We start from the raw sequence: 23857 nt of genomic DNA on the forward strand, positions 1-23857 counted from the left end.
ATTTCTAAAATGAAAAGGCCACGCGGAGTTAATGCTCCGACGTGGCCCTTCCCTTGATGCTATTTACTCGGCCGCAGGTTCCAGCTTGTCCTGCGTGCGTGTCTCGAAGTCGTTGGCGTCATGGCGTTCATGCAACTGCATGTGAGGTTCACCGAAAGGACGGTTCACCATGCGACCGCGCACAACAGCGGGCCGTTCGTCGATCGCCTTGGCCCAACGCATCACATTCTTGTAGGATTCGACGTCCAGGAACTCTGCTGCGTCATAGAGACGACCCAGAACAAGCTGGCCATACCACGGCCAGATTGCCATGTCGGCGATGCTGTAGTCTTCACCGGCGATGTAGGTCTTGGTTGCCAGTTCACGCTCTAGCACGTCCAGTTGCCGTTTGGCTTCCATGGCAAAGCGGTTAATCGGATATTCCCATTTTTCCGGGGCATAGGCGTAGAAATGACCGAAACCACCACCCAGATAGGGCGCGCTGCCCATCTGCCAGAACAGCCAGTTCATGACTTCGGTGCGCTCGGTTCCTGATTTTGGCAGAAATTCACCGAATTTCTCGGCCAGATGGAACAAAATCGATGCACTTTCAAAAACTCGGATGGGTTCATCGCCGGATCTGTCCCATAGGGCAGGAATCTTGGAGTTCGGGTTTGCCTCGACAAAACCCGAGCTGAACTGGTCGCCCTCACCGATATTGATCAGCCAGGCATTGTACTCGGCACCTTCATGACCCAGTGCCAGCAGTTCTTCCAGCATCACAGTCACTTTGACACCATTGGGAGTTGCCAGTGAATAAAGTTGCATAGGATGTTTGCCGATTGGCAGATCCTTGTCGTGGGTCGCGCCGGCAATGGGCCGGTTGATATTTGCGAAGCGTCCACCGCTTTCGCTGTCCCAGGTCCAGACTTTCGGTGGTGTATAGGTCGCGTTCTCGCTCATCTCTTACCTTTCATGCCTTTGTCGGGCTGCGCACCCGGTGCCACAACAGCTAATGTTGCAAAAGTCAAAGTCCAAGCCCCGATGTTGCACTGGCTTTGTAACATTCCGCGACGATCTCCTCACGTTTCCTCGTTGGATGTCACACCGCCGCGAGCAGGACTACGAAGTGCACCAGAATCGCATATTGTCATGCCAGTCCCGCCACAACGGCGCCCGGAAACAGTTGAGATAAGAGGATTGACCACATGAAACGCTTTGCCCTGACCTTTGCCGCGGCTGTGACGCTGGCCGTTCCGGCATTTGCTGGCCCGCAATATGTTGATGGAACCGGATTTGCCGTCTCAGGTTACGATGTCGTCGCCTACCGTGACCTTGCTCAGGTGCCGGTTGGACAGTCGCAACCAGAAGCGGTGCGTGGTCAGTCGGATATTACTGCGGAATACAATGGGTCCACTTGGGCGTTCTCGACAGAGGAAAACCGCGACAAGTTTCTGGAAAACCCGGCCTATTACGCCCCGCAATATGATGGCCACTGCGCCTATGGCGTTTCAAAAGGCGGCAAGGTTCCGGCCAACCCGAACCTGTGGCGGATTGTCGATGATAAACTGTACCTGAACATCACTGATGTTGTGGTTGGCTTCTGGGAAGAAGACGTTCCGGGCAACATCAATCTGGCCGAAGGCAACTGGCCCGGTATCGAAACATCGGACGCCTCGACCAGCGTCATTCCAAAATTCACATCGGAAGGCCCTGTGTCCAATTAAACCGACGGTTCAGTATCGAAAGCCCGGCTTAATCGGCCGGGCTCTTCACCCGATCATTGGTTAGCTTGCGATCCAGAACTCATCCCGCATCTGTTCGTCAGCTTCGAAACGAATTCTCACGCTTCGCGCGCCGGGGAATTTACTCTGACGGATCGAATCCGGAATAACCACTTCACCTGAGCCTGAACTCTTTGACTGAAACGCAAGGATTTCGGTTTCTTTCCGGCGACAGCTGGACAGAATAGATGTTGGCAAAGCAACCCTGTTTGAGCCTTCGCAGACAGGGGTCGCTACAAAAAAGGTCAGATCGCGTCCGTAACACCCAATGGCATCCGGTACATGATCCGAAGCCCGCGCGTTGTCGCGAACGGAAGCAGTATCATTGCTTTGAACCATTCCATCTGGACGGTACGGAATGGCCAAATCAGGGTTTAGCAAGATATGGCAGGCCTCGATCTGGTCTTCATCCAGTTCGACAACACGTTTACGCAGCTTGGGTCGCCGCGGCTGCGCCGATCCTTGCCTTTCTTTGCTGGCGAAACCCTCTTTTCTTAAATAGTCATACGCCGCTTTAGCGTTGGAGAAATTGGAATAATCCCCATCGGTGTGATCCGGATGCGCATGAAAGGCGATACGACGCCATGCATCACGAATTTCTTCGGCGTCCGCCGATTGGCCGAGGCCAAGAGCCTCGAGCGCATCTACCCGGGCCTGGATCCTGTTAACTGGCTCCATACTCAAAACACTCTTTAAACTACACAAGCCCAGTTTGAGGGCTAACGTTTTTTTGTCAAATTTCTCAAAGAATTGAGGTGTATTGGGCGAACAATAGGATGAGCCGCGTGAGATTGTCTTCGCGCGGTAAGGGTGATGTACTGTTGCAAAACCAGATAAAAAAGAGCCGGACTGACGAAGCAGCCCGGCAGCACAGGGGTCCTTGTTTGAAATCAGGCGACGTTTTGCAGTTCAGCTTTCGGAACAATACCGAGTGCAAAACAAACATCTCGCGTTAACTCGGGTCGGTTCAGTGTATAGAAGTGCAGCTTATCGACGCCGCCTTCGATCAGGTCCGAGCACAATTCGGTGCAGATTGCAGTGGCCAGCAAATCTTCGCGACCATCTCGCACTGCCTTTTCAAACGCTTGCTCCAACCAAGTCGGGATGTTGGCACCACAGCGTTGAGCAAACTTGCGTGCACCTTTCCAGTTCTCGATTGGCAGAATGCCCGGCACGATCGGCTTATCAATTCCGGCCTTCGCGCAGGCATCGCGGAAACGGAAGAAGGTTTCGGCCTCGAAGAAAAACTGGGTCAACGCTTCATCTGCGCCGGCATCCAATTTGGCTTTCAGCCACTCGACATCAGCTGCCATGTCACCGGCTTCAGGATGTTTGTCAGGATACGCACCGACGCGGATGCTGAACATCTCGGTTTCGGCCAGCGCTTCGATCAGTTCAACCGAGTTGGTAAAGCCTTCAGGATGCGGTACGAACCGATCCTGACCCTTAGGTGGGTCACCCCGCAGCGCGACGATATCCTGAACGCCTGCACGTGCGAAGGTATCGGCAATCTCCAGCGTTTCCTGACGCGATGCATCAACACATGTCAGGTGCGCCGCAACGGGCAGGCCCGAAGATTTATGCAGTGTGGCAACTGCATCCCGCGTCAATTCACGGGTTGTGCCACCTGCACCGTAGGTGACCGAAACGAAACGAGGGTCAAGCGGCGCCAGAGTCTGGACGGTATCCCAAAGACGAAACGAGGCCTCCAGCGTTTGGGGCGGAAAAAACTCGAATGAAATTTCAGGCTTGGTCATCGGGCCCTCACAGCTTTTGTTCCCGGCCCTTGTGCCATGCGAAGCATTGTGAGACAAACTCATATTATTCAAGAACAACATGAGCTCAGTGAAATATGCATATCGAGTTCCGACATCTCCGCACGATCAAGGCCATTCATGAATGTGGTGGGCTGGCGCGTGCAGCGGATCAATTGAACATCACGCAGTCGGCGTTAAGTCACCAGATCAAAGGGCTCGAAGATCAGGCGGGGGTTGAGTTGTTCCTGCGGCGATCCAAGCCGATGAAGCTCTCAGCTGCGGGTTTGCGTTTGCTGCGTCTTGCCGAGCAGATATTGCCTCAGGTCGAAGCGATGCAGGATGAGTTCTCTTCGCTTCGCGACGGACGAACGGGCCGCATGCATATCGCGATTGAATGCCATGCCTGTTTTGAATGGCTGTTCCCGGTGCTTGAAGCGTTCCGGAAAACCTGGCCAGACGTAGACGTCGACATCCGACCGGGCCTGGCATTTGATGCGCTGCCTGCGTTGCAGAAAGAAGAGGTGGATCTGGTTGTATCTTCCGACCCCGAAAACCTGCCGGGTGTCGAATTTGTTGAATTGTTCGACTACAACGCTGTGTTTGTTGCGGCCTCGTCTCATCCGTTGGCCGACAAGCCCTATATCGAAGCCGAAGACTTTCGCGGGCAAACGCTGATCACATACCCGGTTGAACGGACGCGACTGGATGTTTTCAGTCAGTTGCTGATCCCGGCAAGGGTTGAACCGGCAACGATCCGGCAGGTTGAACTGACCGCTGTGATCCTGCTGCTGGTGGCGTCAAACCGGGGGATTTCAGTGCTGCCTGACTGGGTTGTACGAGAGGTTAAGTATAACTCTGATTACGTCACACGTCCGCTGACCAAAGAGGGGATCACCCGTAGGCTATACGCTGCAGTACGCTCTGAAGACCTTGAAAAACCGTTCGTTCAGGAGCTGGTTAAACTTGCAAGGGTCGAGGCGCGCAAGTTGCAGACCCAATAGGTGTCTGTTACGGCGTCGGTTGCGGGGCTGATATGCACATCATGCCTCTTGGCAAGGTCGACTTGCCCCAGTATACGCGCGGTTTGACCGGACAGGAGCGTCAGAACAATGGTTGGCAGTGCAAATCTCAACATCATGATCAAGGCCGCGCGCAAAGCGGGGCGTTCTTTGGTCAAGGATTTTCGTGAGGTCGAAAACCTGCAGGTGTCGATGAAGGGCGCTGGTGACTTCGTATCGAAGGCTGACATCGCTGCCGAGGCGATCCTGAAAGAAGAATTGCTTGGCGCTCGCCCGACCTATGGCTGGCTGGCCGAAGAGGGCGGAGCGATTGACGGCGAAGACCCAACGCGCCGCTGGATTGTTGACCCTCTGGATGGCACCACCAATTTCCTTCACGGCCTGCCGCACTGGGCGATTTCGATAGCGCTGGAACACAAAGGCAAGATCGTTGCCGGTGTGATCTACGACGCTGCCAAGGATGAAATGTTCTTTGCCGAAAAAGGCGAGGGCGCGTGGATGAATGACACCCGCATCCGTGTTTCAGGTCGCCATCGGATGATTGAGTCGATCTTTTCTACAGGTTTGCCTTTTGGTGGTCGTTCTGACCTGCCTGCGACTTTGCAGGATCTGGCGCGTCTGATGCCAGCATGTGCAGGTGTTCGCCGCTGGGGCGCCGCTGCTCTGGACATGGCCTATGTCGCCGCCGGCCGCTACGAAGGTTTCTGGGAGCGTCGCCTGAACGCCTGGGATCTGGCTGCGGGCATCATCATCGTCAAGGAAGCAGGCGGCTTTGTTCAGGCTCTGAACCCTGAAGGCAGTGTGCTGGAAGATGGTGAAGTGATTTGCGCCAACGAGCCGATCTTTGACAGCTTTGCCAAGGTGATCCGCGGCTAACGCGAGACCTTTGACTCGAAGTTTTGAAAGCGCGCCCTGAAACAAGGCGCGCTTTTTTTGTCTAGAGAGTTGCGCGCTGGGCCAATCCGGCTTCATCCGCCAATCTGGCGGCGACCGACGCGACAGCCAGATCCTGCAACCCGACGCCGGTCCCATCGAACAAGGTGATCTCGGTGTCACTCGTCCGCCCGGAATGGTCGCCATTGATAACCGCACCAATCGGGGTGATCGCTTCGGCGGTAATCGAACCGTCTGTCGCGGCGTGCTGCGCCTCTCCAATCGTGACGGATTGCGCCACCTCGTCGGTGAACACTGAGGCAGCGGCAACCAGGGATGGATCCACTTCCATCTTTCCCTTGGTATCGGTGCCCATACAGGCCAGATGAGTGCCAGGCTTGATCCAGTCTTTCAGCAGCAAGGGTTCAAAGGCAGAGGTGATCGTGATGATCACATCCGCTTGCGCGCCCAACTCCTGTTGACTAACTGCTTCGAATTCCAGCCCGATCTCGTCGGCGACAGCCGCCAACCGAGGCAGCATGTCTGGGTGCGGGTTCCAGGCCACAACCTTTTCAAAATCGCGTTGCTCCGCAGCCGCGCGCAATTGGAAGGCAGATTGATGACCAGCTCCGACCATGCCCAGCACCTTTGCATCCTTTCGGGCCAGATGAGCGATGGAAATGGCCGAAGACGCCGCAGTGCGCACTGCGGTCAGATAGTTACCGCCAACCAGCGCTGACAGTCGTCCAGTATCCGGGTCAAATAGGAACACCGTTGACTGGTGGTTGGTTAGACCGTGTTCCGCGTTTCCCGGCCAATAACCACCTGACTTCACGCCCAGAACCTTACCATCGCGGTCAAACCCGGATTTGAAACCGTAAAGCGCATCCGCGTAGCCAAGCGCCTCACGGATAACGGGAAAGTTCCATGCGCCACCACGTGCCATCGCGGCGAATACGTCCTGAACGGCGTCAAAGGCCTGTTGCCGACCGACCAGTTTTTCGCACAGCTCTTCACCGACGATCAGCAAGCCATCTGTTTGTGTTGTCATACCATCCCTCATTGTCAGTATGCCTTCCCGCGCGCAGACACGGGCCACAGGGTTTCGACCTTGCCGTTGCGGACACCGACATACCAATCATGGACATTGCACGTTGGATCACAGTGACCGGGCACCAGACGCAGCTTGTCGTTGACTTTCAACACACCGTCCGGATCGCCGATCACCCCATGTTCATCCGAGCATTTCAGATACTCGACGTCGTCCCGCCCATAGATGAAGGGCAGGCCACTATCGACTGACTGCGCTTTGAGGCCCGCATCACAGATGGCCTTGTCGGCTTTGGCGTGGCTCATGACACTCGTCAGAATGAACAGGGCGTTTTCCCATTCCCCCTGATCGATCCGCTTGCCGTCCTTATCAAGAATGCGACCATAATCAGCATCCATGAAGGCGTAAGAACCGCATTGCAACTCGTTGTAAACGCCCGAGTTACTTTCGAAGTAGTAGGAACCGGTTCCGCCGCCGGAAACCAACCCACATTCAATACCCTCAGCTTTCAGTCCATCCACAGCGTCCTTGACCATGGCGATTGCGGTATCGAGTTTCTCTTGCCGCGCCTCATAGGTATCCAGATGCTGCATCGCACCCTGATAGGCCTGAATGCCGGTGAATTTCAGGTTGGGTGCAGCTTGCACAGCTTTGGCGATAGCAACGACGTCCGAAGTATTGGTTACGCCGCAACGACCCGCCCCACAGTCGATTTCTACAAACACTTCCAGCTCGGTGCCGTGCTTTTGAGCAGCCGCAGACAGATCGGCCACGTTGTTGATGTCATCGACACAGACAATGGTGCGTGCACCAAGTTTGGGCAGTTGGGCCAATCGATCGATCTTGGCAGGATCGCGAACCTGATTTGAAACCAGAATATCCTTGATGCCGCCGCGCGCGAATACTTCTGCCTCAGACACCTTCTGACAGCACACGCCAACGGCATCGCCCAGCTTTTCCTGTAGTTTCGCGACATCCACAGACTTGTGCATCTTGCCGTGCACGCGGTGACGCATCCCGTGGGCTTTGGCATAATCGCCCATCTTTTTTATGTTCCGCTCTAGCGCATCCAGATCAAGGATCAGGCAAGGCGTTTGAATTTCGGTTTCATCCATGCCAATCGCGGCAGGGATGTCATAGCCAACTTCGAGTTGATCGATATTCATGGGTTTGTTCATCCTGTTTCTCCTTACCCTTTGAGCCAGGGCAGCTTGTCCAGATCCACGTTGCCGCCGGTGATGATCACCCCGACGCGCTTGCCCCGGAACACGTCGGGGTTCTTGAGAATTGTTGCCAATGGCACGGCAGATGACGGCTCCATCACAACGCGCAGGTATTTCCAGGTCAGTTTCATCGCTTCGACGATGTCATCCTCCGACGCCGTGAAAATGTCGGTCACGTGGTGTGATACGAAGTGCCACGTGTTTTCCTTGAGAGGCACCAGCAACCCATCAGCTACCGTCTTGGGTGCGTCGTCAGCGATAATGTGCCCCGCTTTGAACGACCGGTAAGCGTCGTCAGCCTGCTCTGGTTCTGCCGCATAAATCGCTGTCTCAGAAGACAGGTTCGACACGGTAAGACAGGTACCTGAAACCATGCCGCCACCTCCGATCGGCGCGATCACGGCATCTATACCATTGGTCTGTTCAAGTAGTTCCGCTGAACAGGTCGCCTGTCCCGTGATGACGCGCAAGTCATTATACGGATGCACAAATTCACCACCTGTGTGGGCCTGAACTTCGGCAAAGGTTGCCTCACGCGAAGACGTCGAGGGTTCGCATTCGGTGATTGTGCCGCCAAACCGGCGAACGGCATCTTTCTTTGCTTGTGGTGCCGTACGTGGCATCACAACATTGCACGGGATACCGCGACGCCCCGCCGCATAAGACAGTGAGAGCGCGTGGTTGCCGCTGGAATGCGTGCAGACGCCCTTGGTAGCCATCTCATCACTCAGACCAAACACGGCATTGCTGGCCCCGCGAACTTTGAAAGCGCCAGCCTCCTGAAAATTCTCACATTTGAAGAACAATTGTGCACCGGTCAGGTCGTTCAGATAGTCTGACGTCATTACAGGAGTGCGTCGGATATGAGGTTTGATGCGCTCATGCGCTGCGCGCACATCGTCGATCGTCAGATCGGACGCTGCGATTTGATCTAACATGTGGGGCCTCCTCACGCCGCAGCCTTGGCGGGATTTGCGCCAGTGTTGCGGTAGTATTCCTGGGCCGCAGCCACACCGCTGCCGAGTTTGATAGGATAATTCAGGTCGGCCATCGCCATTTCGACAGTCGCTAGGCCGGAGAGCACCATGACATCCGTCAGGCTTCCCAAATGGCCGATGCGGAAGGCCCTGCCGTTCAGCTGACCAAGCCCGATACCGAAGGAGACACCATATGCGTTAAAGGCGTGATCGGTCAGGGCGTTGCTGTCAAAACCCTCGGGGACATAAATGGCGCTGACTGTATCCGAATAGAGTTCGGGGGAATGGGCAACCAGTTTCAGCCCCCAGGCATCGGTTGCGCGGCGAACACCTTCGGCTAGCCGGAAGTGGCGTGCGTAGACATTATCAAGCCCCTCTTCGAACAGCATCTTAAGACTTTCACGCATGCCGTAGATCAATTGCAGAGGAGGGGTATAGGGAAACCCGCCTGAGGCATTGGCCGCCATCATGTCGCGGAAATCAAAGAAGGTCCGTGGCAGCTTGGCTGTTTCCATGGCCGCAATTGCCTTAGGGCTGACGCAGAGAATTGCCATTCCAGTCGCCAGCATGAACCCCTTCTGCGAACCAGAGACCGCGATATCGACACCCCAGCGATCGAACTCGAACGGCATCGAGGCCAGAGAGCTTACACAATCCACAAATAACATGGCGGGATGCGAGGCCGCATCCATGCCTCGGCGTACTGCGCCGATATCCGATCGTACGCCTGTGGCGGTCTCGTTGTGTGTAACCAACACAGCTTTGATTTGATGCGCAGTATCCGCAGCCAGGATCGCCTGAAAACGGTCTGCGGGTGCACCTTCACCCCATGGGCATTCCACGATCTGAACGTCTAGCCCATGCCGTTGGCACAAATCGATCCAGCGATGGCTGAACACGCCGTAGCGCGCGACAAGGACCTTGTCGCCGGGGCTGAGCGTGTTTGTTACCGCAGCCTCCCATCCGCCAGTGCCACTGGCTGGAAAGGTTACGATCTGTCCTGGTACAGTGCCAAAGACCTTTTTGGTGTCCTCGAGAACGGGCGCGAATGTGTCCACGAAATCGGGTGCACGGTGATCCTGCGTCTGTACTTGCATGGCAAGGCGCAGGCGATCTGGAATGTTGGTCGGGCCGGGAATAAAGACCGGGTTCTGGTTTGACATCACTCTGTCCTCCACTTTGAAAACAAGTGTCGCCGGACTCCTCATTAGGTGCAATTTTCTTGAAAAATATTTTCATTTATGGAATTAAATTAGCAATAAGCTGAAATTAAAAGGTTTTCAGTTTCTCATTTTCATATTCTGAAAATCGCAATCCACGGCCAGGTTTTTTAAGCGGGCCGTCAAAGAAGCAAAAAGGATCGGTATGGAGACTCAGAAGCGACCACGCGGCAGACCCAAATCGTTGTTCAAGGAAAGCTCGGCCGGAACCATGCAGTCGCTGGACAGGGCGCTAGGTGTTCTGACATCGGTGGCGCGGTTCGAGCGTGCCTCGCTCAGCGATCTTGCCCGTGAAATCGGGGTGCCCACAGCCACCACTCATCGCATTCTGACAACGCTTCAGAAACATGGGTACGTCACTTTTGACGACGAACGTCAGGAATGGATGATCGGGATCGAAGCCTACCGCACCGGCGCATCCTTCTTGCGACGGAACAGCGTTCTTGAGATCGGGCGTCCGATACTCAGGCGGCTGATGCAGGACAGCGGAGAAACTGCCAATCTGGCTGTTCCGGATGGCGGGGAAGTTGTGTTTGTCGGTCAGGTCGAAACCTCAAACCCGATCCGCGCTTTTTTCCCGCCCGGCGCACGGACACCGATGTATGCGTCAGGAACTGGCAAAGCGATTTTGGCGGCAATGAAAGAAGCTGCTCTTGGTAAACTGTTGAAGTCTGCGGATCTGACGAAGTTCACGGATAGTACGTTGGCACCCGAAGAAATGCTGCTCAGGGATCTGGCTGAGACCCGGGCGCGCGGCTGGTCGCATGACCGGGAAGAACGCTATGAGGGAATGTCCTGCATTGGTGCCGCAATTTACAACGACAAAGGCGAACCCTGCGCGGGTATCTCTGTATCAGGTCCAACCGTCAGATTTGATGATGTGCGCGCGACCGATCTGGCCGAACTGGTCGTTCAGGCTGCGCAGGAGATCACCTATCTGAGCGGTGGGCGGGGTCTCGATCAATCTGATCTGTCTGACGGGTGATTAACGCCATCGTTCCATGGGATCGTTCCATGCGTTCTGGGGTTTCCACCTTCGACACAGCCAAGGTTCACTCCACACTCGTCAGGGTCTGAGCGTCTCTGATGGTAGACGTAGATGCCGCATGTTTTGCAGAAGTAGTGTTTGGCGGTCTGAGTACCCCAGGTGTAAAGGCTCAGATTATCCGACCCCTTGAGGACACGCAGACTTTCGGTTGTGGCCGTGACTGCTGCAGCCCCGCGGCGAATGCAGAACGAACAATCGCATCGCGCAGCCGAAGCCAGGCCTTGAGGAAACTCGGCTTCGATCTCGACGGCACCACAATGGCAGGAGGCGGTCATTCTGGTCATTTTCGCGGAACCTTTGGAATGCGGGATTGGGTCAGCTTGTACTTATGTTCGGGGTGCGGCGGGTGACCATGGGTGCGATCCCAGAAATCAATTCCACCACGCCTCAGCCAAAGCGGGATACACAGGACCAGCCCGACGGCAAATCCTCCGGTATGCGCCCAATAGGCAACGCCACCTTCATCCGGATTGCTTGCAAGGCTACCCAGAAACTGCATTGCGAGCCACAGCCCAAGCATGATGAATGCCGGAATTGTAAAGACCCGGAAGTAGACGATCAGGATCAGCAAGATATCGACGCGCGCCTTCGGGAACAGCAGCAAATAACCACCCATAACCCCTGCGATCGCACCCGAAGCACCAATGGTGGGCACGACCGAATCTGGTGCCGTGACTACATGGATCAGCCCAGCGCCAATCCCCGCTGCCAGATAGAATAGCAGAAAGGGCAGGTGCCCCATCTCATCTTCCAGATTGTCGCCGAAAATCCATAAAAACAGCATGTTTCCAGCCAGATGCATCCAGCCGCCGTGCAGGAACATCGATGTCAGCAGGGTTTCAAATGCAACTCCATCCGATATCCGTGCCGGTATGATCGCATAGTCGAAATAGAACCGATTAAGCAGCCGGGCGTCGTCCATGATTCCGAGATAGCTGAAAAAGATCAGGATGTTTGCCGCCATCAACGCATAGACAACAAAAGGTGTTCGACCCGAGGGGTTATGATCGCGAATTGGAAACATGGCGCGACGCTGGGCCTTTCGCAGCCCAGCGTCAAGTCAAGCTTATGCCGCACCACCCAAAAGTGCAGCATTGCCACCGGCAGCGGTTGTGTCGACGCAGACATGGCGCTCGGCCAGCACACGCGCACGATCCGGCATGCCCGGAATCAACGGCAAAATCGGACCATCACGACGCGACAGGTGTCGTTCAATTTCTCGTCCGGTCGTTTCGTCACCCCACCACATGACACCAGAGAAACCCGTCAGGTTTTCCAGACGGTGCAGATCGAGCGCACCGGTAGCCCGGATTGCTGATCCACCGAGGGTCTTAACCGCGTCGGCCTGAGCTTGCGCGGCAACAGGACCCGGACCCAGACAAAGCACCGGGGGACGCGGGTATTCACTCAACCGGTTAGATTCGCCGGTAGGGCCGGGCAAGGACTGGGTTGTGATCCCTGCAGGTTGGCCTTCGGGCTCTGGAAGGTCAGCATTGTCTGTCCAATCCTCGCTCACAACCTGCCGGTCAGGAGCGCAGAAACGTGCCATATAGTTGGGCCCGCCGGCCTTGGGGCCTGTGCCGGACAACCCTTCACCGCCAAAAGGCTGTGAGCCTACGATGGCGCCGATCTGATTGCGATTCACGTAGATATTGCCGGCATGGATGGCTTCGGTCACATGCTGCACCCGATCGTCGATCCGCGTGTGCAGGCCGAATGTCAGGCCATAGCCCGTAGCGTTGATATCGCCGATCACTTTGTCGATATCCTGTGCTTTGAAGCGGGCGACATGCAACACAGGGCCAAAGATTTCACGCTCGAGCGCAGCGATCCCGGAAACCTCGATCAATGCTGGGGCAATGAATGTGCCTTCGGGTGGCGTCGAGAGTTCTTTCCGAACACGCCCTTCGGCACGTGCTTTGGCCACGTGATCGGCGATACCTTGCAATGCTGTCTGATCAATCACAGGTCCACAATCGGTCGAAATCAGCCATGGATCCCCCACGCTAAGCGCGTCCATCGCACCTTGCAGCATGGTCAGGACATCATCAGCGATATCTTCCTGCAGATACAGGCACCGCAGTGCGGAACAGCGTTGGCCCGCCGATTGGAATGCGCTTTCGATGATGGATTGCACGGCTTGTTCGGGCAGGGCGGTGCTGTCGACGATCATTGCGTTGAGACCACCGGTCTCGGCAATCAACGGTGTGCCCGGCCGCAAGTTCTCGGCCATCGCTGAACGGATTTTCAGCGCTGTCGCTGTTGATCCGGTGAATGCAACTCCTGAGACACGTGAATCCGAAGTCAACGCCGCGCCAACTGCCGGTCCTCCGGGCAGCAATTGCAGTGCATCTCTGGGGACACCTGCTTCATGCATCAGTTGTACAGCGCGGTGTCCGATCAGCGGAGTTTGCGGGGCGGGTTTTGCCAGTACGGCATTGCCGGTCGCAAGGGCCGCAGAAATTTGACCGGTGAAAATCGCGAGTGGAAAGTTCCAGGGACTGATGCAGGTGAAAATACCCGATGGTTTGGCATCCGGGATGTTCGCCGCGTAGTAGCGCAGAAAATCAACCGCTTCACGCAGCTCAGCAATGGCGTCGGGCAGCGACTTGCCGGCTTCGCGCGAAAGCAGTGCGAACAGCTCTCCAAAGTTCTCTTCGTACAGGTCAGCAGCTGCGTTCAGGATACGCTTGCGATCGGCTGCCGTTGCCTGCCAGGGAGAGGCCGTCGCCAGCGCCAGTTCAACATCCTCGGCACTGGCGGGCGCTACTGCACCGGGCCTATCCTGTGGATGGGCCGGGTTTATCACGGTCTGATCCGCTTCTGGCTGTGCGTTGTCCGACAGCAATGGCTGTGCGTACCAATGATGTGCTCTGAATCGGTCCCGCGCTGCATCAATCATGTCCAGTGTTGGCGTGTGCTGAAGGTCAAAGCCTTTGGAATTCACACGTTCAGGTTCGAACAATTCCGGTCCGGTCGGTAACGGTTTGGCGGGTTCGGCAATGGCCTCAAACGGGTCGGATGCAACTTCTTCAGGAGGAACATTTTCGTCGACGATCTGATTTACGAATGAGGAGTTCGCCCCGTTCTCAAGCAGGCGGCGCACCAGATAGGCCAACAGATCACGATGCGCGCCTACCGGAGCATAGATTCGGCAACGCGTGTTTTGCTTGTCCTTCACGATCTGATGCAACGTCTCGCCCATGCCATGCAGTCGCTGGAACTCAAACGGTTGGTTGTCAGCCATATGAAGGATCGCGCTGACGGTATGTGCGTTATGAGTGGCGAACTGCGGATAAATCCGATCCGTCATACCCAGCAACTTGCGTGCATTGGCGATGTAGGAAACATCGGTGGCGGCTTTTTGAGTGAAGACCGGAAAGCCAGCCACACCCTCGACCTGAGCACGCTTGATTTCGGTATCCCAATAGGCCCCTTTGACCAGCCGCACCATCAGCTTGCGGTCATGCCTTTCAGCCATTTGGTAGAGCGTATCCAATACCAGACCGGCGCGCGGGCCATAGGCCTGCACAACGATGCCGAATCCATCCCATCCGGCAAGTGCGGGCTCTGACATCACGGCTTCGATCACCTGCAAAGACAGGGATAGGCGATCCGCTTCTTCTGCATCCACGTTCAGCCCCATACCAGCTGCCTTGGCCAGCAAGGCCAGAGCGCGCAGGCGGGGGACAAGCTCCTCCATCACCCGATTTTCCTGAGCCAGTTCATAGCGCGGATGCAAGGCGGACAGCTTGACGGAAATGCCGGGGTTGGCGCGGATATCATCATGCGTGCAGGCCTCGGCGATCGCAGCAATTGCCCGCGAATACGACAGATGATAGCGCGCCGCATCTGCCTCGGTGCGCGCTGCTTCGCCCAGCATGTCGTAGGAGTAGGTGTAGCCTTTTGCTTCCATCCCGCTGGCACGGTCCATGGCGGATTGAATGGTCTCTCCTAGTACGAACTGGCGACCCATTTCCTTCATTGCCCGGCCGACGGCAGTTCGGATCACCGGTTCGCCCAGTCGTTTGATTGCGCCACGCAATGCGCTGACGGGTGAGGTTTTTCCTTCATCCAGTACCTTGCCGGTCAGCATCAGGGCCCATGTTGAGGCATTCACAAGGGAAGATGACGAATGCCCAAGATGCTTGCCCCAATCCGAAGGGGCGATCTTATCCTCGATCAGTGCATCGATGGTGTCGGCATCCGGAACGCGCAACAACGCCTCAGCCAGACACATCAGTGCGACACCTTCGTCGGTCGACAACCCGTACTCAGCCAGAAAGACTTCCATCAACCCCGGAGAGGTGCTGGATCGAATATCCCGGACCAACTGCGCCGCTGCATCACTGATGGCGTGACGATCCGCTTGGCTGAGAGCGGCTTGAGAAACAAGGCTCTCCAGTACAGCAGACTGTTCCGCATAAGTTTGGCTGTCGATATGAGTACGTAGGCTGTGAGACATGTATCCTCCGGTCTTTTGTCGAGTATACATGCGATTTCCCGGGACAATGGACTGAAGTGTGGTAATTAATGGGCCAAAGGCCTTAAAAAATGAGAGGAAGCGATCCAAATGGGCTTTCCAGATCTTGATCGGTTCGATCAGGCGATACTGTCGATTCTGTCTGAGGATGGACGGATTTCTGTGGCAGACCTTGCCCGGCAGATCGGGCTTTCAAAGTCTCCGACGCAGGCGCGCCTCAAGCGGCTTGAGGCTGAAGGCATCATCACCGGCTATCGCGCCATGCTCGATCCGATCCGGCTGGGCCTGGATCATGTCGCCTTTGTCGAGGTGCGTTTGACGGACACGCGCGAAAAAGCACTGGCTGAATTCAATGCTGCCGTTCGCCGGATCGCCGAGATTGAACAGGCGCATATGATCGCTTCGAATTTTGACTACCTTCTTAAGGTGAGGACAGGATCGATGTCAGAGTATCGCGCTGTTCTGGCCGAAAAGATTTCGTCCTTGCCGCATGTGGCGAATACTTCAACCTTCGTTGCTATGGAGGCGGTGAAGGAGGTGGGATTGCCGGGACCAGTCGGCACCTGAAGTTGACGGAATGCATAATCGCTCCATCATTGAAGAATGTTCAGATTTGCAGCCATCCTTTCCGCAGCAATCGCGGTGTCCAATCCTCTGAGTGCCCAGACCTGCCCTGAAGCCGCTGACCATGTAGCCGAAGTGGATGCATTGGTTGCTCAGATCCAGAAAGCCGAGACTGAACAGGAAGCACGCGCAATCTCAAATCAAATGTGGGAGTTGTGGACGGACGCCCCCGGAGAGCAAGCTCAGGCGCTTCTGGATCGGGGAATGCGCAGACGCGAAGCATGGGATTTGCTTGGTGCGTTGGAAACATTCAACACGCTTGTCGAGTTTTGCCCTGGATATGCAGAGGGTTACAATCAACGAGCCTTTGTAAACTTCCTGAGGCAGAATTTCAGCGCTGCATTGGTCGATTTGGATGCTGCGATTGCCTTGTCGCCAAATCACGTGGCGGCGCTGAGCGGTCGAGCCCTGACCTTGCTTGGCTTGGGGCGCACCGAGGAAGCGAGGGAGGCCCTATCCGAAGCATTGGTCCTTAACCCATGGCTTCCAGAGCGGCATTTGCTGGCGCCGGGTGGATTACTGGCCCCGCCAGGGGAAGATATCTAGCAAGTCGGGTTTTAGGAACACCTCCGGAACATGATTCCGGAGGCGTAGTTTTTTAGTAGTCTGGTTAGCCAACCAAACCGTTATCGGCCCGCTTGATCGCAATCACCGACGAACGCGGTGTCCCGCCATCCGGCCAGTTGCTGCCCGGGTGTTGAATGCCGACAAACATGGTGCGCAGGTCGCTGGACCACGCCAGACCGGTGACTTCACAACCGGTTGGTCCCGTCATGAAGCGCTCGATCTCGCCAGTGACCGGATCGCCAACCAGCATCTGGTTGTTGCCGTTACCCGCGAAATCTTCCTCGTTGTCGTCGTTGCCGTCCGTCTGGATCCAGATCAGGCCGGTCGAGTCGATAACCATGCCGTCGGGCGAATTGAACAGGTTGCCCTCGTTCACGTTGGCAGATCCGGCACGGTCGTCGGAATGCACAGTCGGGTTACCAGCCATCACGTACAGATCCCAATCGAACGCTTCGGTCGCATGGTCATCATTCGCTGGGCGCCAGCGTACAATCTGCCCGTATTTGTTTGCCTCACGCGGGTTTGGTCCGTTGACCGATGTGTCATCACCGCCAGCGTTCGGCTTCACGCCACGGTTCTTGTTGTTGGTGAGGCAGCAATAGGCTTCAACTGCAACCGGGCTGGACGCCACCCATTCGGGGCGATCCATGGTAGTGCCGCCAGCTTTGGACGCGGCCATACGGGTGAAGATCGCAATCTCAGCGTCGTCCATGCCAGTGGTTTCCGGCGTCAGCGCCAGCCATTCACCGGTTGCGTCATCGTTGAACTTTGCAACATAGAGCGTGCCGTCATTCAGCAGGCTCTCGGTCTCGCCACCCGGCTGGTAGGTGCCGTTCGAGACAAACTTGTACAGATACTCACCACGTTCATCATCGCCCATGTAGACAACTACACGGCCATCAGCAGCCAACGTTACCTCAGCGTTTTCGTGCTTGAAACGCCCCAGACCAGTGTGCTTGACCGGTGTGCTGTCCGGCTTGGTCGGGTCGATCTCAACGATCCAACCTGCGCGGTGTGGTTCATTCGGGTTTTTCGACGTGTCAAACCGCGGATCGAACAGCTCATACCCGTTCCAGCTTTCGGCCTTGACGCCATAGCGCTTGAACCCGTCTGCAACCTTCTGGTCGTAGGTCGCGTTTTCGTCGCTGGATCCGAAGTAACCGTTAAAGTTCTCCTCGCAGGTCAGGTAGGTACCCCAAGGCGTTTTGCCCGCGCCACAGTTGTTCATGGTACCCAGCGAGGATGTGCCGGTTGGATCGGCTTCGGTTTTCAGCAGATCGTGACCTGCAGCGGGTCCGACGATCTTCATCGGGGTGTTGTGGTGGATACGACGGTTAAAGGGGCTGTCTTTGACGACCGACCAGCCATCGGGACCTTCAGTGATTTCCATCACGGTCACGCCCTGAATGTTCTGAAGCTTCAGAACATCGTCGGCGTTGGTTGGGACACCTTCCTGCGCGGCGGGCAGGTTGATCTTGCGGTTCGGGTATTCGTGGTTGATCGCGATCAGCTCGTGCCCCTGAAACGCGAAGGTTTCCATCCCGTCTGTGTTTTCGCCGAAGATGCGATCCGATTTCTCAACCGGGCCACCATCGGTGATGTCATAGCCGTCGGCGTCCGAGAACAGCGGATCACCCCAGCGCGTCATGATTTTCCATTCATACCCTTCGGGTACATGGACAGTGCCGTCGGTTTGTGCGGCGATCGGAGTAAAGGCGAAACGTGAGGCGGATTGCGCCTGCGCTGAAGTCGAGTTTAGCAGGCCAGCGCCCATTGCAGCCGCACCCGAACCGAATGCCAACACACCGCCCAGAAATCCCCGACGGGATATGGCGCGTTCGACGACGCGGTCAAAGTCGTTTTCTACGGGGCGGGGGAAGTGCAGTTCGTCCCAGTCATCGGCGGAGATAGTGGTAAGATCAACGTCTTTCATGGATGGCTCCTGGCTGTCTGAATCGGTTTGATTGAAAGTGGATTTAGGGCGCGTTTGTGACAGGTTGATAACAACACGATTAACCCTGTCGCGACCGACATCCGTAAACACATCACTTTTTGATACGCGAATTACTGCTCGTTTCCACGTATCGGTTGGCCCGGATATGTTGGGCGAGGGTAGTCACGCATACAGCAGGCATTCCATTGCCAAACCAACTTTCAGGGGTCTTTCACAAAAGGACCGGATTGTGCAATTTCGGTTCTTGACGACCGCTGACGCATGGACTACTCAGCCCAGACCTGAGCGGGTATAGCTTAATGGTAAAGCCCCTGCCTTCCAAGCAGGCTATGTCGGTTCGATTCCGTCTACCCGCTCCAGCTCAGCCCGATATCGATTGCGTCAAATAGCCCGCTAAGGGTAGTAAATCGCGCGCATTGCTTGACCCCGATCACCTCTGTCGCCAAGAAGCTTTGACTTAGACCCGATCACGACACAAGGGCCAGACATGGCAAATTCTCAGTCCGCGAGCCAAGACACCACCCCGGCACCCGGTGCCAGCGAAGAAAGGGCTGGCTCAAAGAAACTGGGCGTGTTGTCGTCGCTCTGGCCATTCATGAAGCCTTATCGGATGCTGATGATCGGCGCGACACTGGCGCTGACGGTAACGGCGGGGATGTCGCTTGCTTTGCCATTGGCAGTTCGCCGTGTGATCGATAATTTCCGTATTGAAGATGGCGAATTGCTGGACTGGTACTTCATGGCAGCGCTGGGCATTGCCGCCGTTCTGGCGGTGGGGACCGGCATCCGTTACGCATTGGTAACGCGTCTGGGCGAACGGGTCGTCGCCGATATCCGGAAGGCCGTGTTCGATCGTGTCATCGGGATGAGCCCCGAGTTCTACGAACGGATCATGACGGGCGAAGTTTTGAGCCGGATCACCACAGATACGACGCTGATCCAATCGGTCCTCGGATCTTCGGTCTCGATCGCGTTGCGCAATATGCTGATGTTCGTCGGTGGATTGGTGCTGATGTTGCTGACTTCGGCCAAGCTGACCGGTCTTGTGCTGTTGTTGATCCCGGCGGTGGTTGTCCCGATTCTGGTGCTGGGGCGCCGCCTGCGGGTCATCAGCCGTGAAAACCAGGATTGGATAGCGGCGTCCTCCGGAAACGCGGGTGAAGCGCTGGGCGCGGTACAAACCGTACAGGCCTTTACGCATGAACAGGCCAGCCGGAAACAATTCGGAGACATGACGGAAACCTCTTATGTGGTTTCTCTCAAACGCATTCAGACCCGAGCTGTGCTGACCGTCATCGTTATCTTTTTGGTCTTTTCCGGGATTGTTGGCGTGTTGTGGATGGGTGCCAATGACGTCCGCAACGGTGTTATGACCGAAGGCGTTCTGGTTCAGTTTGTTATTTATTCGGTCATTATGGCGGGTTCAGTTGCAGCCCTGTCTGAGATCTGGAGCGAATTGCAGCGCGCTGCAGGGGCAACCGAGCGTCTGGTCGAGTTGCTGAATTCGGAAGATACTGTAACTGATCCTTCTCAGCCCCGGAAACTCGCACAGCCCGTATGCGGTGAAATCCGGTTCGATGACGTCACATTCCGTTATCCGGCCCGCCCTGACGTTCTGGCACTTGATCATCTGACTTTGCATGTGAAGCCCGGTGAAACCGTTGCCTTTGTCGGCCCGTCCGGTGCGGGTAAGACCACCGTTATTCAGATGATCCAGAGGTTCTATGATCCGGATGCGGGTCAGGTCAGTCTGGATGGTGTGAATCTGCGTGATCTTGAACGCGACGATTTCCGGACGCATATGGCGCTGGTTCCTCAGGATCCGGTGATCTTCGCGGCCTCGGCGCGTGAGAATATCCGGTTTGGTCGTCTGGACGCGACCGATGCCGAAGTTGAAGAAGCGGCAAAGGCTGCTGCGGCGCATGGTTTCATTTCAGCCTTGCCTGAGGGATATGACAGTTTCGTAGGTGAGCGCGGTGTGATGCTGTCAGGTGGACAGAAACAGCGTATCGCAATCGCGCGTGCGATTCTGCGGGATGCTCCTGTTCTCTTGCTGGACGAAGCAACATCGGCGCTCGATGCCGAGAGTGAGCGGGCTGTGCAGGGTGCGGTGGATCAAATGCGTGCCGGCCGGACTACTCTGATCGTGGCGCATCGTCTGGCCACGGTGAAGAAAGCCGACCGTATTGTCGTGATGGAAGCCGGACAGATCGTGGCGCAGGGTACCCATGAGGATCTGGTGGCGCAGGACGGTCTTTATGCCCGTCTCGCGCGTCTTCAGTTCACCGATGGCGTGGCTGCCGAATGAAGTGACGTACGGGCAAATCACGAACCGTCGCAGCGTCATTCTACATTTTCTCTCATCCGGCGGCTAAGCCGTCGCTTGCGCAGGCTTGATTTTGCTTCCATCTTGGGGGCCATCAATAGCCTGTGCACGACATGGGAGAAAAAAGGGGAGGAACCACATGGCATTTGTGGGGTTGGACGACAAGGCGCGGATCGAGCAGGAAATGGCATGGGAGGACAGAGACGTCCCCGTGACCTTTCATCAGTTGTTGTCGCGAACGGCAGAGAAATTTCCAAACCACAAGGCGATCTCCTTCCAGTTGCTATCGGGACCGAAGGACAAAGCTGAGACGCTGACCTGGTCCGATCTAATGGGCAAGGTGAATCAGGCCGCCAATCTGTTCCGCTCTTTGGGTGTCGGGGAAAAGGATGTCGTGGCCTATGTCCTGCCGAACTGTAATGAAACGCTGGTCACTATGATGGGTGGCGCGATCGCAGGCATCGTGAACCCGATCAACCCGCTGCTTGAGCCTGAGCAGATCGCGGCAATCCTGCGTGAGACCAAGGCCAAAGTCGTAGTGACGCTGAAGTCTTTCCCCAAAACCGATGTGGCCCAAAAGGTCGAGGAAGCGGTGCGCCATGCACCAAACGTCAATACGATCCTTGAGATTGACCTGAACCGATACCTGACGCCGCCGAAATCCTGGCTGGTCCCGTTCCTGCGTCCCAAGATGGGAGACAAAGAGCATCTGGCCCATGCGGACTACAAGAACTTCAATCAGGAATTGGCCAAGCAACCCACCACTCTGACCTTCGAGGACAGTAAAGAAGATCGCGTTGCATGCTATTTCCATACCGGTGGAACCACCGGCATGCCGAAGGTGGCACAGCACAAGTATTCCGGCCTGATCTACAATGGCTGGCTGGGCAATACGCTGCTGTTTGATGAGAATGACGTGATCATGTGCCCACTGCCCATGTTCCACGTCTTCGCTGTGCATGTGATCGTCATGGCGGCTGTTTCGTCTGGCGCGCATGTAATCTTCCCGACACCGGCCGGTTATCGCGGCGATGGCGTGTTCGACAATTTCTGGAAACTGATCGAACGCTGGAAAGTATCGTTCATTATCACCGTTCCAACCGCGATCTCGGCCAAGATGCAGCGTCCGGTTGACGCGGACATCTCCAGCGTGAAAACGGCCTTTTCGGGCTCTGCTCCGTTGCCTGTTGAGCTGTTCCGCCGTTTCGAGGAAGCAACGGGTGTCACGATTGTCGAAGGTTACGGTCTGACCGAAGCAACCTGTCTGGTTTCGTGCAACCCTGTGGATGGCGAGAAAAAGATCGGCTCGATCGGTATTCCGTTCCCATATACGGATGTCAAAATCCTGCAGGATGGACCTGACGGACCAACCGAATGCAGCACTGACCAGATCGGCGAAATCTGCATTTCGAACCCGGGTGTGTATGCTGGCAACACCTATACCGAAACCGACAAGAACACGAATCTCTATCACTTCGACAAATACCTGCGGACGGGTGATCTGGGCCGTTTTGACGAAGACGGATACCTTTGGATTACCGGACGTGCGAAGGACCTGATCATCCGTGGCGGCCACAACATAGATCCCGCTGAGATCGAAGAGGCCTTGTTGGGTCACGATGCGGTCGCCTTTGCCGGTGCTATTGGTCAGCCCGACGCGCATTCGGGCGAGGTGCCCTGTGCCTTTGTCGAATTGGTCGAGGGGGCCTCGGCCACCGAAGAAGAGCTGATGGAATATTGCAAAGTGCATGTCCACGAACGTGCCGCGCAGCCCAAGCACATGACGATTCTTTCTGAACTGCCTAAAACGGCGGTTGGTAAGGTGTTCAAACCCGAACTGCGTAAGCAGGCGATCACGCGTATCTACAACGGAGCACTGGAAACCGCAGGTGTATCTGCACGTGTCGTGTCGGTGATCGACGATAAGAAGCGTGGACTCGTCGCACAGCTTGACGCGAACGGCTCGTCCGAGGACGATGTCAGCAAAGTGCTGGGATCGTTCACCCGGCCGTGGGAGTGGGCTGCCTGACCGGGAGGGATTATGGATTATGAGCGTCTGATTGATGAAGAAACTTGGGCGTTCATAAGACGCACTGCTGAAAGCTATCCTGATGATGCTGTTGATCTGTCCATAACAGATCAACGCCGCGTCTATGACGAGATGTGCCGGGATTTTCGTCAACCGCGTCCCGCGGGTGTCGAAGCACAGGATCTGTCAGCTGATGGCGTCGGGGTTCGGCTCTATTCATCAGGGATACCAACGCGAACCGTCGTCTATATTCATGGCGGCGGTTTTGTAGTCGGCGGATTAGACAGCCATGATGATGTCTGCGCTGAAATCTGTTCTCAGACTGGTTACCGAGTCGTCGCCGTTGACTATCGCCTATGCCCCGAGCATGTGCACCCGGCGCAGTTTCAGGATGCCTGGTCAGCCGTCAACTGGGCGATGGGAGAATTTGGTGATCCCATTGTTCTGGCTGGTGACAGCGCAGGCGGAAATCTTGCTGCAGCAGTTGCACATTACGCGCGCGGACGACTCGAAGGTATCATCGGGCAAGTTCTGATCTATCCCGGCCTTGGCGGAGACCCAAGCAAGGGATCGTATATAGAACACGCGCACGCGCCACTGCTAACGCGGGATGAAATCCTGTTCTACGAAAAGGTGCGCTGCAACGGGAATGTACCCGAGAATGACCCGACCTTTGCGCCACTGCACGACACGGACTTTTCTGAGTTACCACCTACCGTCGTAGTGACCGCCGATTGTGATCCTTTGCGGGATGACGGGCCTGACTATTGCAACAAGATTGTTGAGGCTGGTGGTCAAGCTCATTGGATCAATGAGCCGGGTCTGATCCATGGCTACCTGAGGGCCCGGACCAGCGTGAAACGTGCTGCCGATAGCTTTGAGCGGATTTCGGTCGCAATCGAAGCGTTGGGGCAGGGGCTTTGGAACTATGACTGATCAGGCT

General features: G+C 56.0%; 20 protein-coding genes and 1 tRNA gene. 10 read left to right on the top strand and 11 right to left on the bottom strand.

The features are described 5' to 3' along the window. Window positions 1-63: 63 nt before the first annotated feature. The gene (gene yghU, locus GOX61_RS04230; protein WP_170331501.1) at window positions 64-942 is read right to left on the bottom strand and encodes a glutathione-dependent disulfide-bond oxidoreductase; all 879 of its coding nucleotides are present in this window, start codon (window positions 940-942) and stop codon (window positions 64-66) included. A gap of 245 nt (window positions 943-1187) precedes the next feature. On the opposite strand from yghU, the gene GOX61_RS04235 reads away from it, so the two are divergent. After that, window positions 1188-1706: a YHS domain-containing (seleno)protein gene (locus tag GOX61_RS04235; protein WP_155145444.1), complete on the top strand. Its 519-nt coding sequence runs from the start codon at window positions 1188-1190 to the stop codon at window positions 1704-1706. Window positions 1707-1766: 60 nt separating this feature from the next. Here GOX61_RS04235 and GOX61_RS04240 read toward each other — a convergent pair whose 3' ends face one another. Then, complete coding sequence (locus GOX61_RS04240) at window positions 1767-2441, bottom strand: DnaJ domain-containing protein (RefSeq protein WP_155145442.1); 675 nt, start codon at window positions 2439-2441, stop codon at window positions 1767-1769. Window positions 2442-2653: 212 nt separating this feature from the next. Further along, complete coding sequence (gene metF, locus GOX61_RS04245) at window positions 2654-3520, bottom strand: methylenetetrahydrofolate reductase [NAD(P)H] (RefSeq protein WP_170331502.1); 867 nt, start codon at window positions 3518-3520, stop codon at window positions 2654-2656. A 95-nt stretch (window positions 3521-3615) separates the two neighbouring features. Here metF and GOX61_RS04250 point away from each other — a divergent pair, with 95 nt between their 5' ends. Then, window positions 3616-4521: a LysR family transcriptional regulator gene (locus GOX61_RS04250; RefSeq protein ID WP_170331505.1), complete on the top strand. Its 906-nt coding sequence runs from the start codon at window positions 3616-3618 to the stop codon at window positions 4519-4521. Window positions 4522-4629: 108 nt separating this feature from the next. Further along, window positions 4630-5415, top strand: coding sequence for an inositol monophosphatase family protein (locus GOX61_RS04255; protein ID WP_155145437.1), 786 nt, complete (start codon window positions 4630-4632; stop codon window positions 5413-5415). A gap of 61 nt (window positions 5416-5476) precedes the next feature. Here GOX61_RS04255 and bhcD read toward each other — a convergent pair whose 3' ends face one another. Genes bhcD through bhcA form a run of 4 tightly spaced genes read right to left on the bottom strand, consistent with a single transcriptional unit; the run spans window position 5477 to window position 9826 of the window. Further along, a complete protein-coding gene (gene bhcD, locus GOX61_RS04260; protein ID WP_254436741.1) occupies window positions 5477-6463 on the bottom strand; it encodes an iminosuccinate reductase BhcD in 987 nt (328 codons plus the stop codon). 14 nt (window positions 6464-6477) lie between these two features. Beyond that, window positions 6478-7641 (bottom strand): 3-hydroxy-D-aspartate aldolase BhcC, encoded by a 1164-nt coding sequence (bhcC, locus tag GOX61_RS04265; RefSeq protein WP_170331509.1) that lies wholly within the window; start codon window positions 7639-7641, stop codon window positions 6478-6480. A gap of 11 nt (window positions 7642-7652) precedes the next feature. Next, window positions 7653-8624, bottom strand: coding sequence for a beta-hydroxyaspartate dehydratase BhcB (bhcB, locus tag GOX61_RS04270; protein WP_170331511.1), 972 nt, complete (start codon window positions 8622-8624; stop codon window positions 7653-7655). Between the two features lie 11 nt (window positions 8625-8635). After that, window positions 8636-9826, bottom strand: coding sequence for an L-aspartate--glyoxylate aminotransferase BhcA (gene bhcA, locus GOX61_RS04275; RefSeq protein ID WP_170331513.1), 1191 nt, complete (start codon window positions 9824-9826; stop codon window positions 8636-8638). A 202-nt stretch (window positions 9827-10028) separates the two neighbouring features. Here bhcA and GOX61_RS04280 point away from each other — a divergent pair, with 202 nt between their 5' ends. Beyond that, a complete protein-coding gene (locus tag GOX61_RS04280) occupies window positions 10029-10868 on the top strand; it encodes an IclR family transcriptional regulator (protein ID WP_170331514.1) in 840 nt (279 codons plus the stop codon). On the opposite strand, the gene GOX61_RS04285 is transcribed toward GOX61_RS04280, so the two are convergent. The 3 genes from GOX61_RS04285 to putA are packed head-to-tail and all read right to left on the bottom strand — an operon-like array spanning window position 10844 to window position 15396. Then, window positions 10844-11215 carry a GFA family protein gene (locus GOX61_RS04285; protein ID WP_170331516.1) on the bottom strand — a complete coding sequence of 124 codons (372 nt, stop codon included), beginning with the start codon at window positions 11213-11215 and terminating at the stop codon, window positions 10844-10846. The genes GOX61_RS04280 and GOX61_RS04285 overlap by 25 nt on opposite strands. Beyond that, on the bottom strand, window positions 11212-11955 hold the full coding sequence (locus GOX61_RS04290; protein ID WP_170331518.1) for a rhomboid family intramembrane serine protease: 744 nt from the start codon (window positions 11953-11955) through the stop codon (window positions 11212-11214). Before GOX61_RS04290 ends, GOX61_RS04285 begins: the two co-directional genes overlap by 4 nt. Before the next feature lie 42 nt (window positions 11956-11997). Then, window positions 11998-15396 carry a bifunctional proline dehydrogenase/L-glutamate gamma-semialdehyde dehydrogenase PutA gene (gene putA, locus GOX61_RS04295; RefSeq protein ID WP_170331520.1) on the bottom strand — a complete coding sequence of 1133 codons (3399 nt, stop codon included), beginning with the start codon at window positions 15394-15396 and terminating at the stop codon, window positions 11998-12000. Window positions 15397-15504: 108 nt separating this feature from the next. Here putA and GOX61_RS04300 point away from each other — a divergent pair, with 108 nt between their 5' ends. Together GOX61_RS04300 and GOX61_RS04305 are read left to right on the top strand one after the other, a co-directional pair. Then, on the top strand, window positions 15505-15981 hold the full coding sequence (locus GOX61_RS04300; RefSeq protein ID WP_217353757.1) for an Lrp/AsnC family transcriptional regulator: 477 nt from the start codon (window positions 15505-15507) through the stop codon (window positions 15979-15981). Between the two features lie 36 nt (window positions 15982-16017). Continuing rightward, window positions 16018-16584, top strand: a complete 567-nt coding sequence (locus GOX61_RS04305) for a tetratricopeptide repeat protein (protein ID WP_170331522.1) — start codon at window positions 16018-16020, stop codon at window positions 16582-16584. A 64-nt stretch (window positions 16585-16648) separates the two neighbouring features. On the opposite strand, the gene GOX61_RS04310 is transcribed toward GOX61_RS04305, so the two are convergent. After that, window positions 16649-18538, bottom strand: coding sequence for a PhoX family protein (locus GOX61_RS04310; protein ID WP_170331524.1), 1890 nt, complete (start codon window positions 18536-18538; stop codon window positions 16649-16651). A gap of 306 nt (window positions 18539-18844) precedes the next feature. On the opposite strand from GOX61_RS04310, the gene GOX61_RS04315 reads away from it, so the two are divergent. The 4 genes from GOX61_RS04315 (at window position 18845) to GOX61_RS04330 (ending at window position 23850) form a co-directional block, all read left to right on the top strand. Further along, a tRNA-Gly gene (locus GOX61_RS04315) sits at window positions 18845-18918 on the top strand. A gap of 128 nt (window positions 18919-19046) precedes the next feature. Next, complete coding sequence (locus tag GOX61_RS04320) at window positions 19047-20867, top strand: ABC transporter transmembrane domain-containing protein (RefSeq protein ID WP_170331526.1); 1821 nt, start codon at window positions 19047-19049, stop codon at window positions 20865-20867. A 157-nt stretch (window positions 20868-21024) separates the two neighbouring features. Continuing rightward, window positions 21025-22914 carry an acyl-CoA synthetase gene (locus GOX61_RS04325; protein WP_170331528.1) on the top strand — a complete coding sequence of 630 codons (1890 nt, stop codon included), beginning with the start codon at window positions 21025-21027 and terminating at the stop codon, window positions 22912-22914. 12 nt (window positions 22915-22926) lie between these two features. Continuing rightward, window positions 22927-23850 (top strand): alpha/beta hydrolase, encoded by a 924-nt coding sequence (locus tag GOX61_RS04330; RefSeq protein WP_170331530.1) that lies wholly within the window; start codon window positions 22927-22929, stop codon window positions 23848-23850. The last annotated feature ends 7 nt before the right edge of the window (window positions 23851-23857 follow it).

Origin of the sequence: Ruegeria arenilitoris (assembly GCF_013030265.1) — a bacterium.
Taxonomy (GTDB): domain Bacteria; phylum Pseudomonadota; class Alphaproteobacteria; order Rhodobacterales; family Rhodobacteraceae; genus Ruegeria; species Ruegeria arenilitoris_E.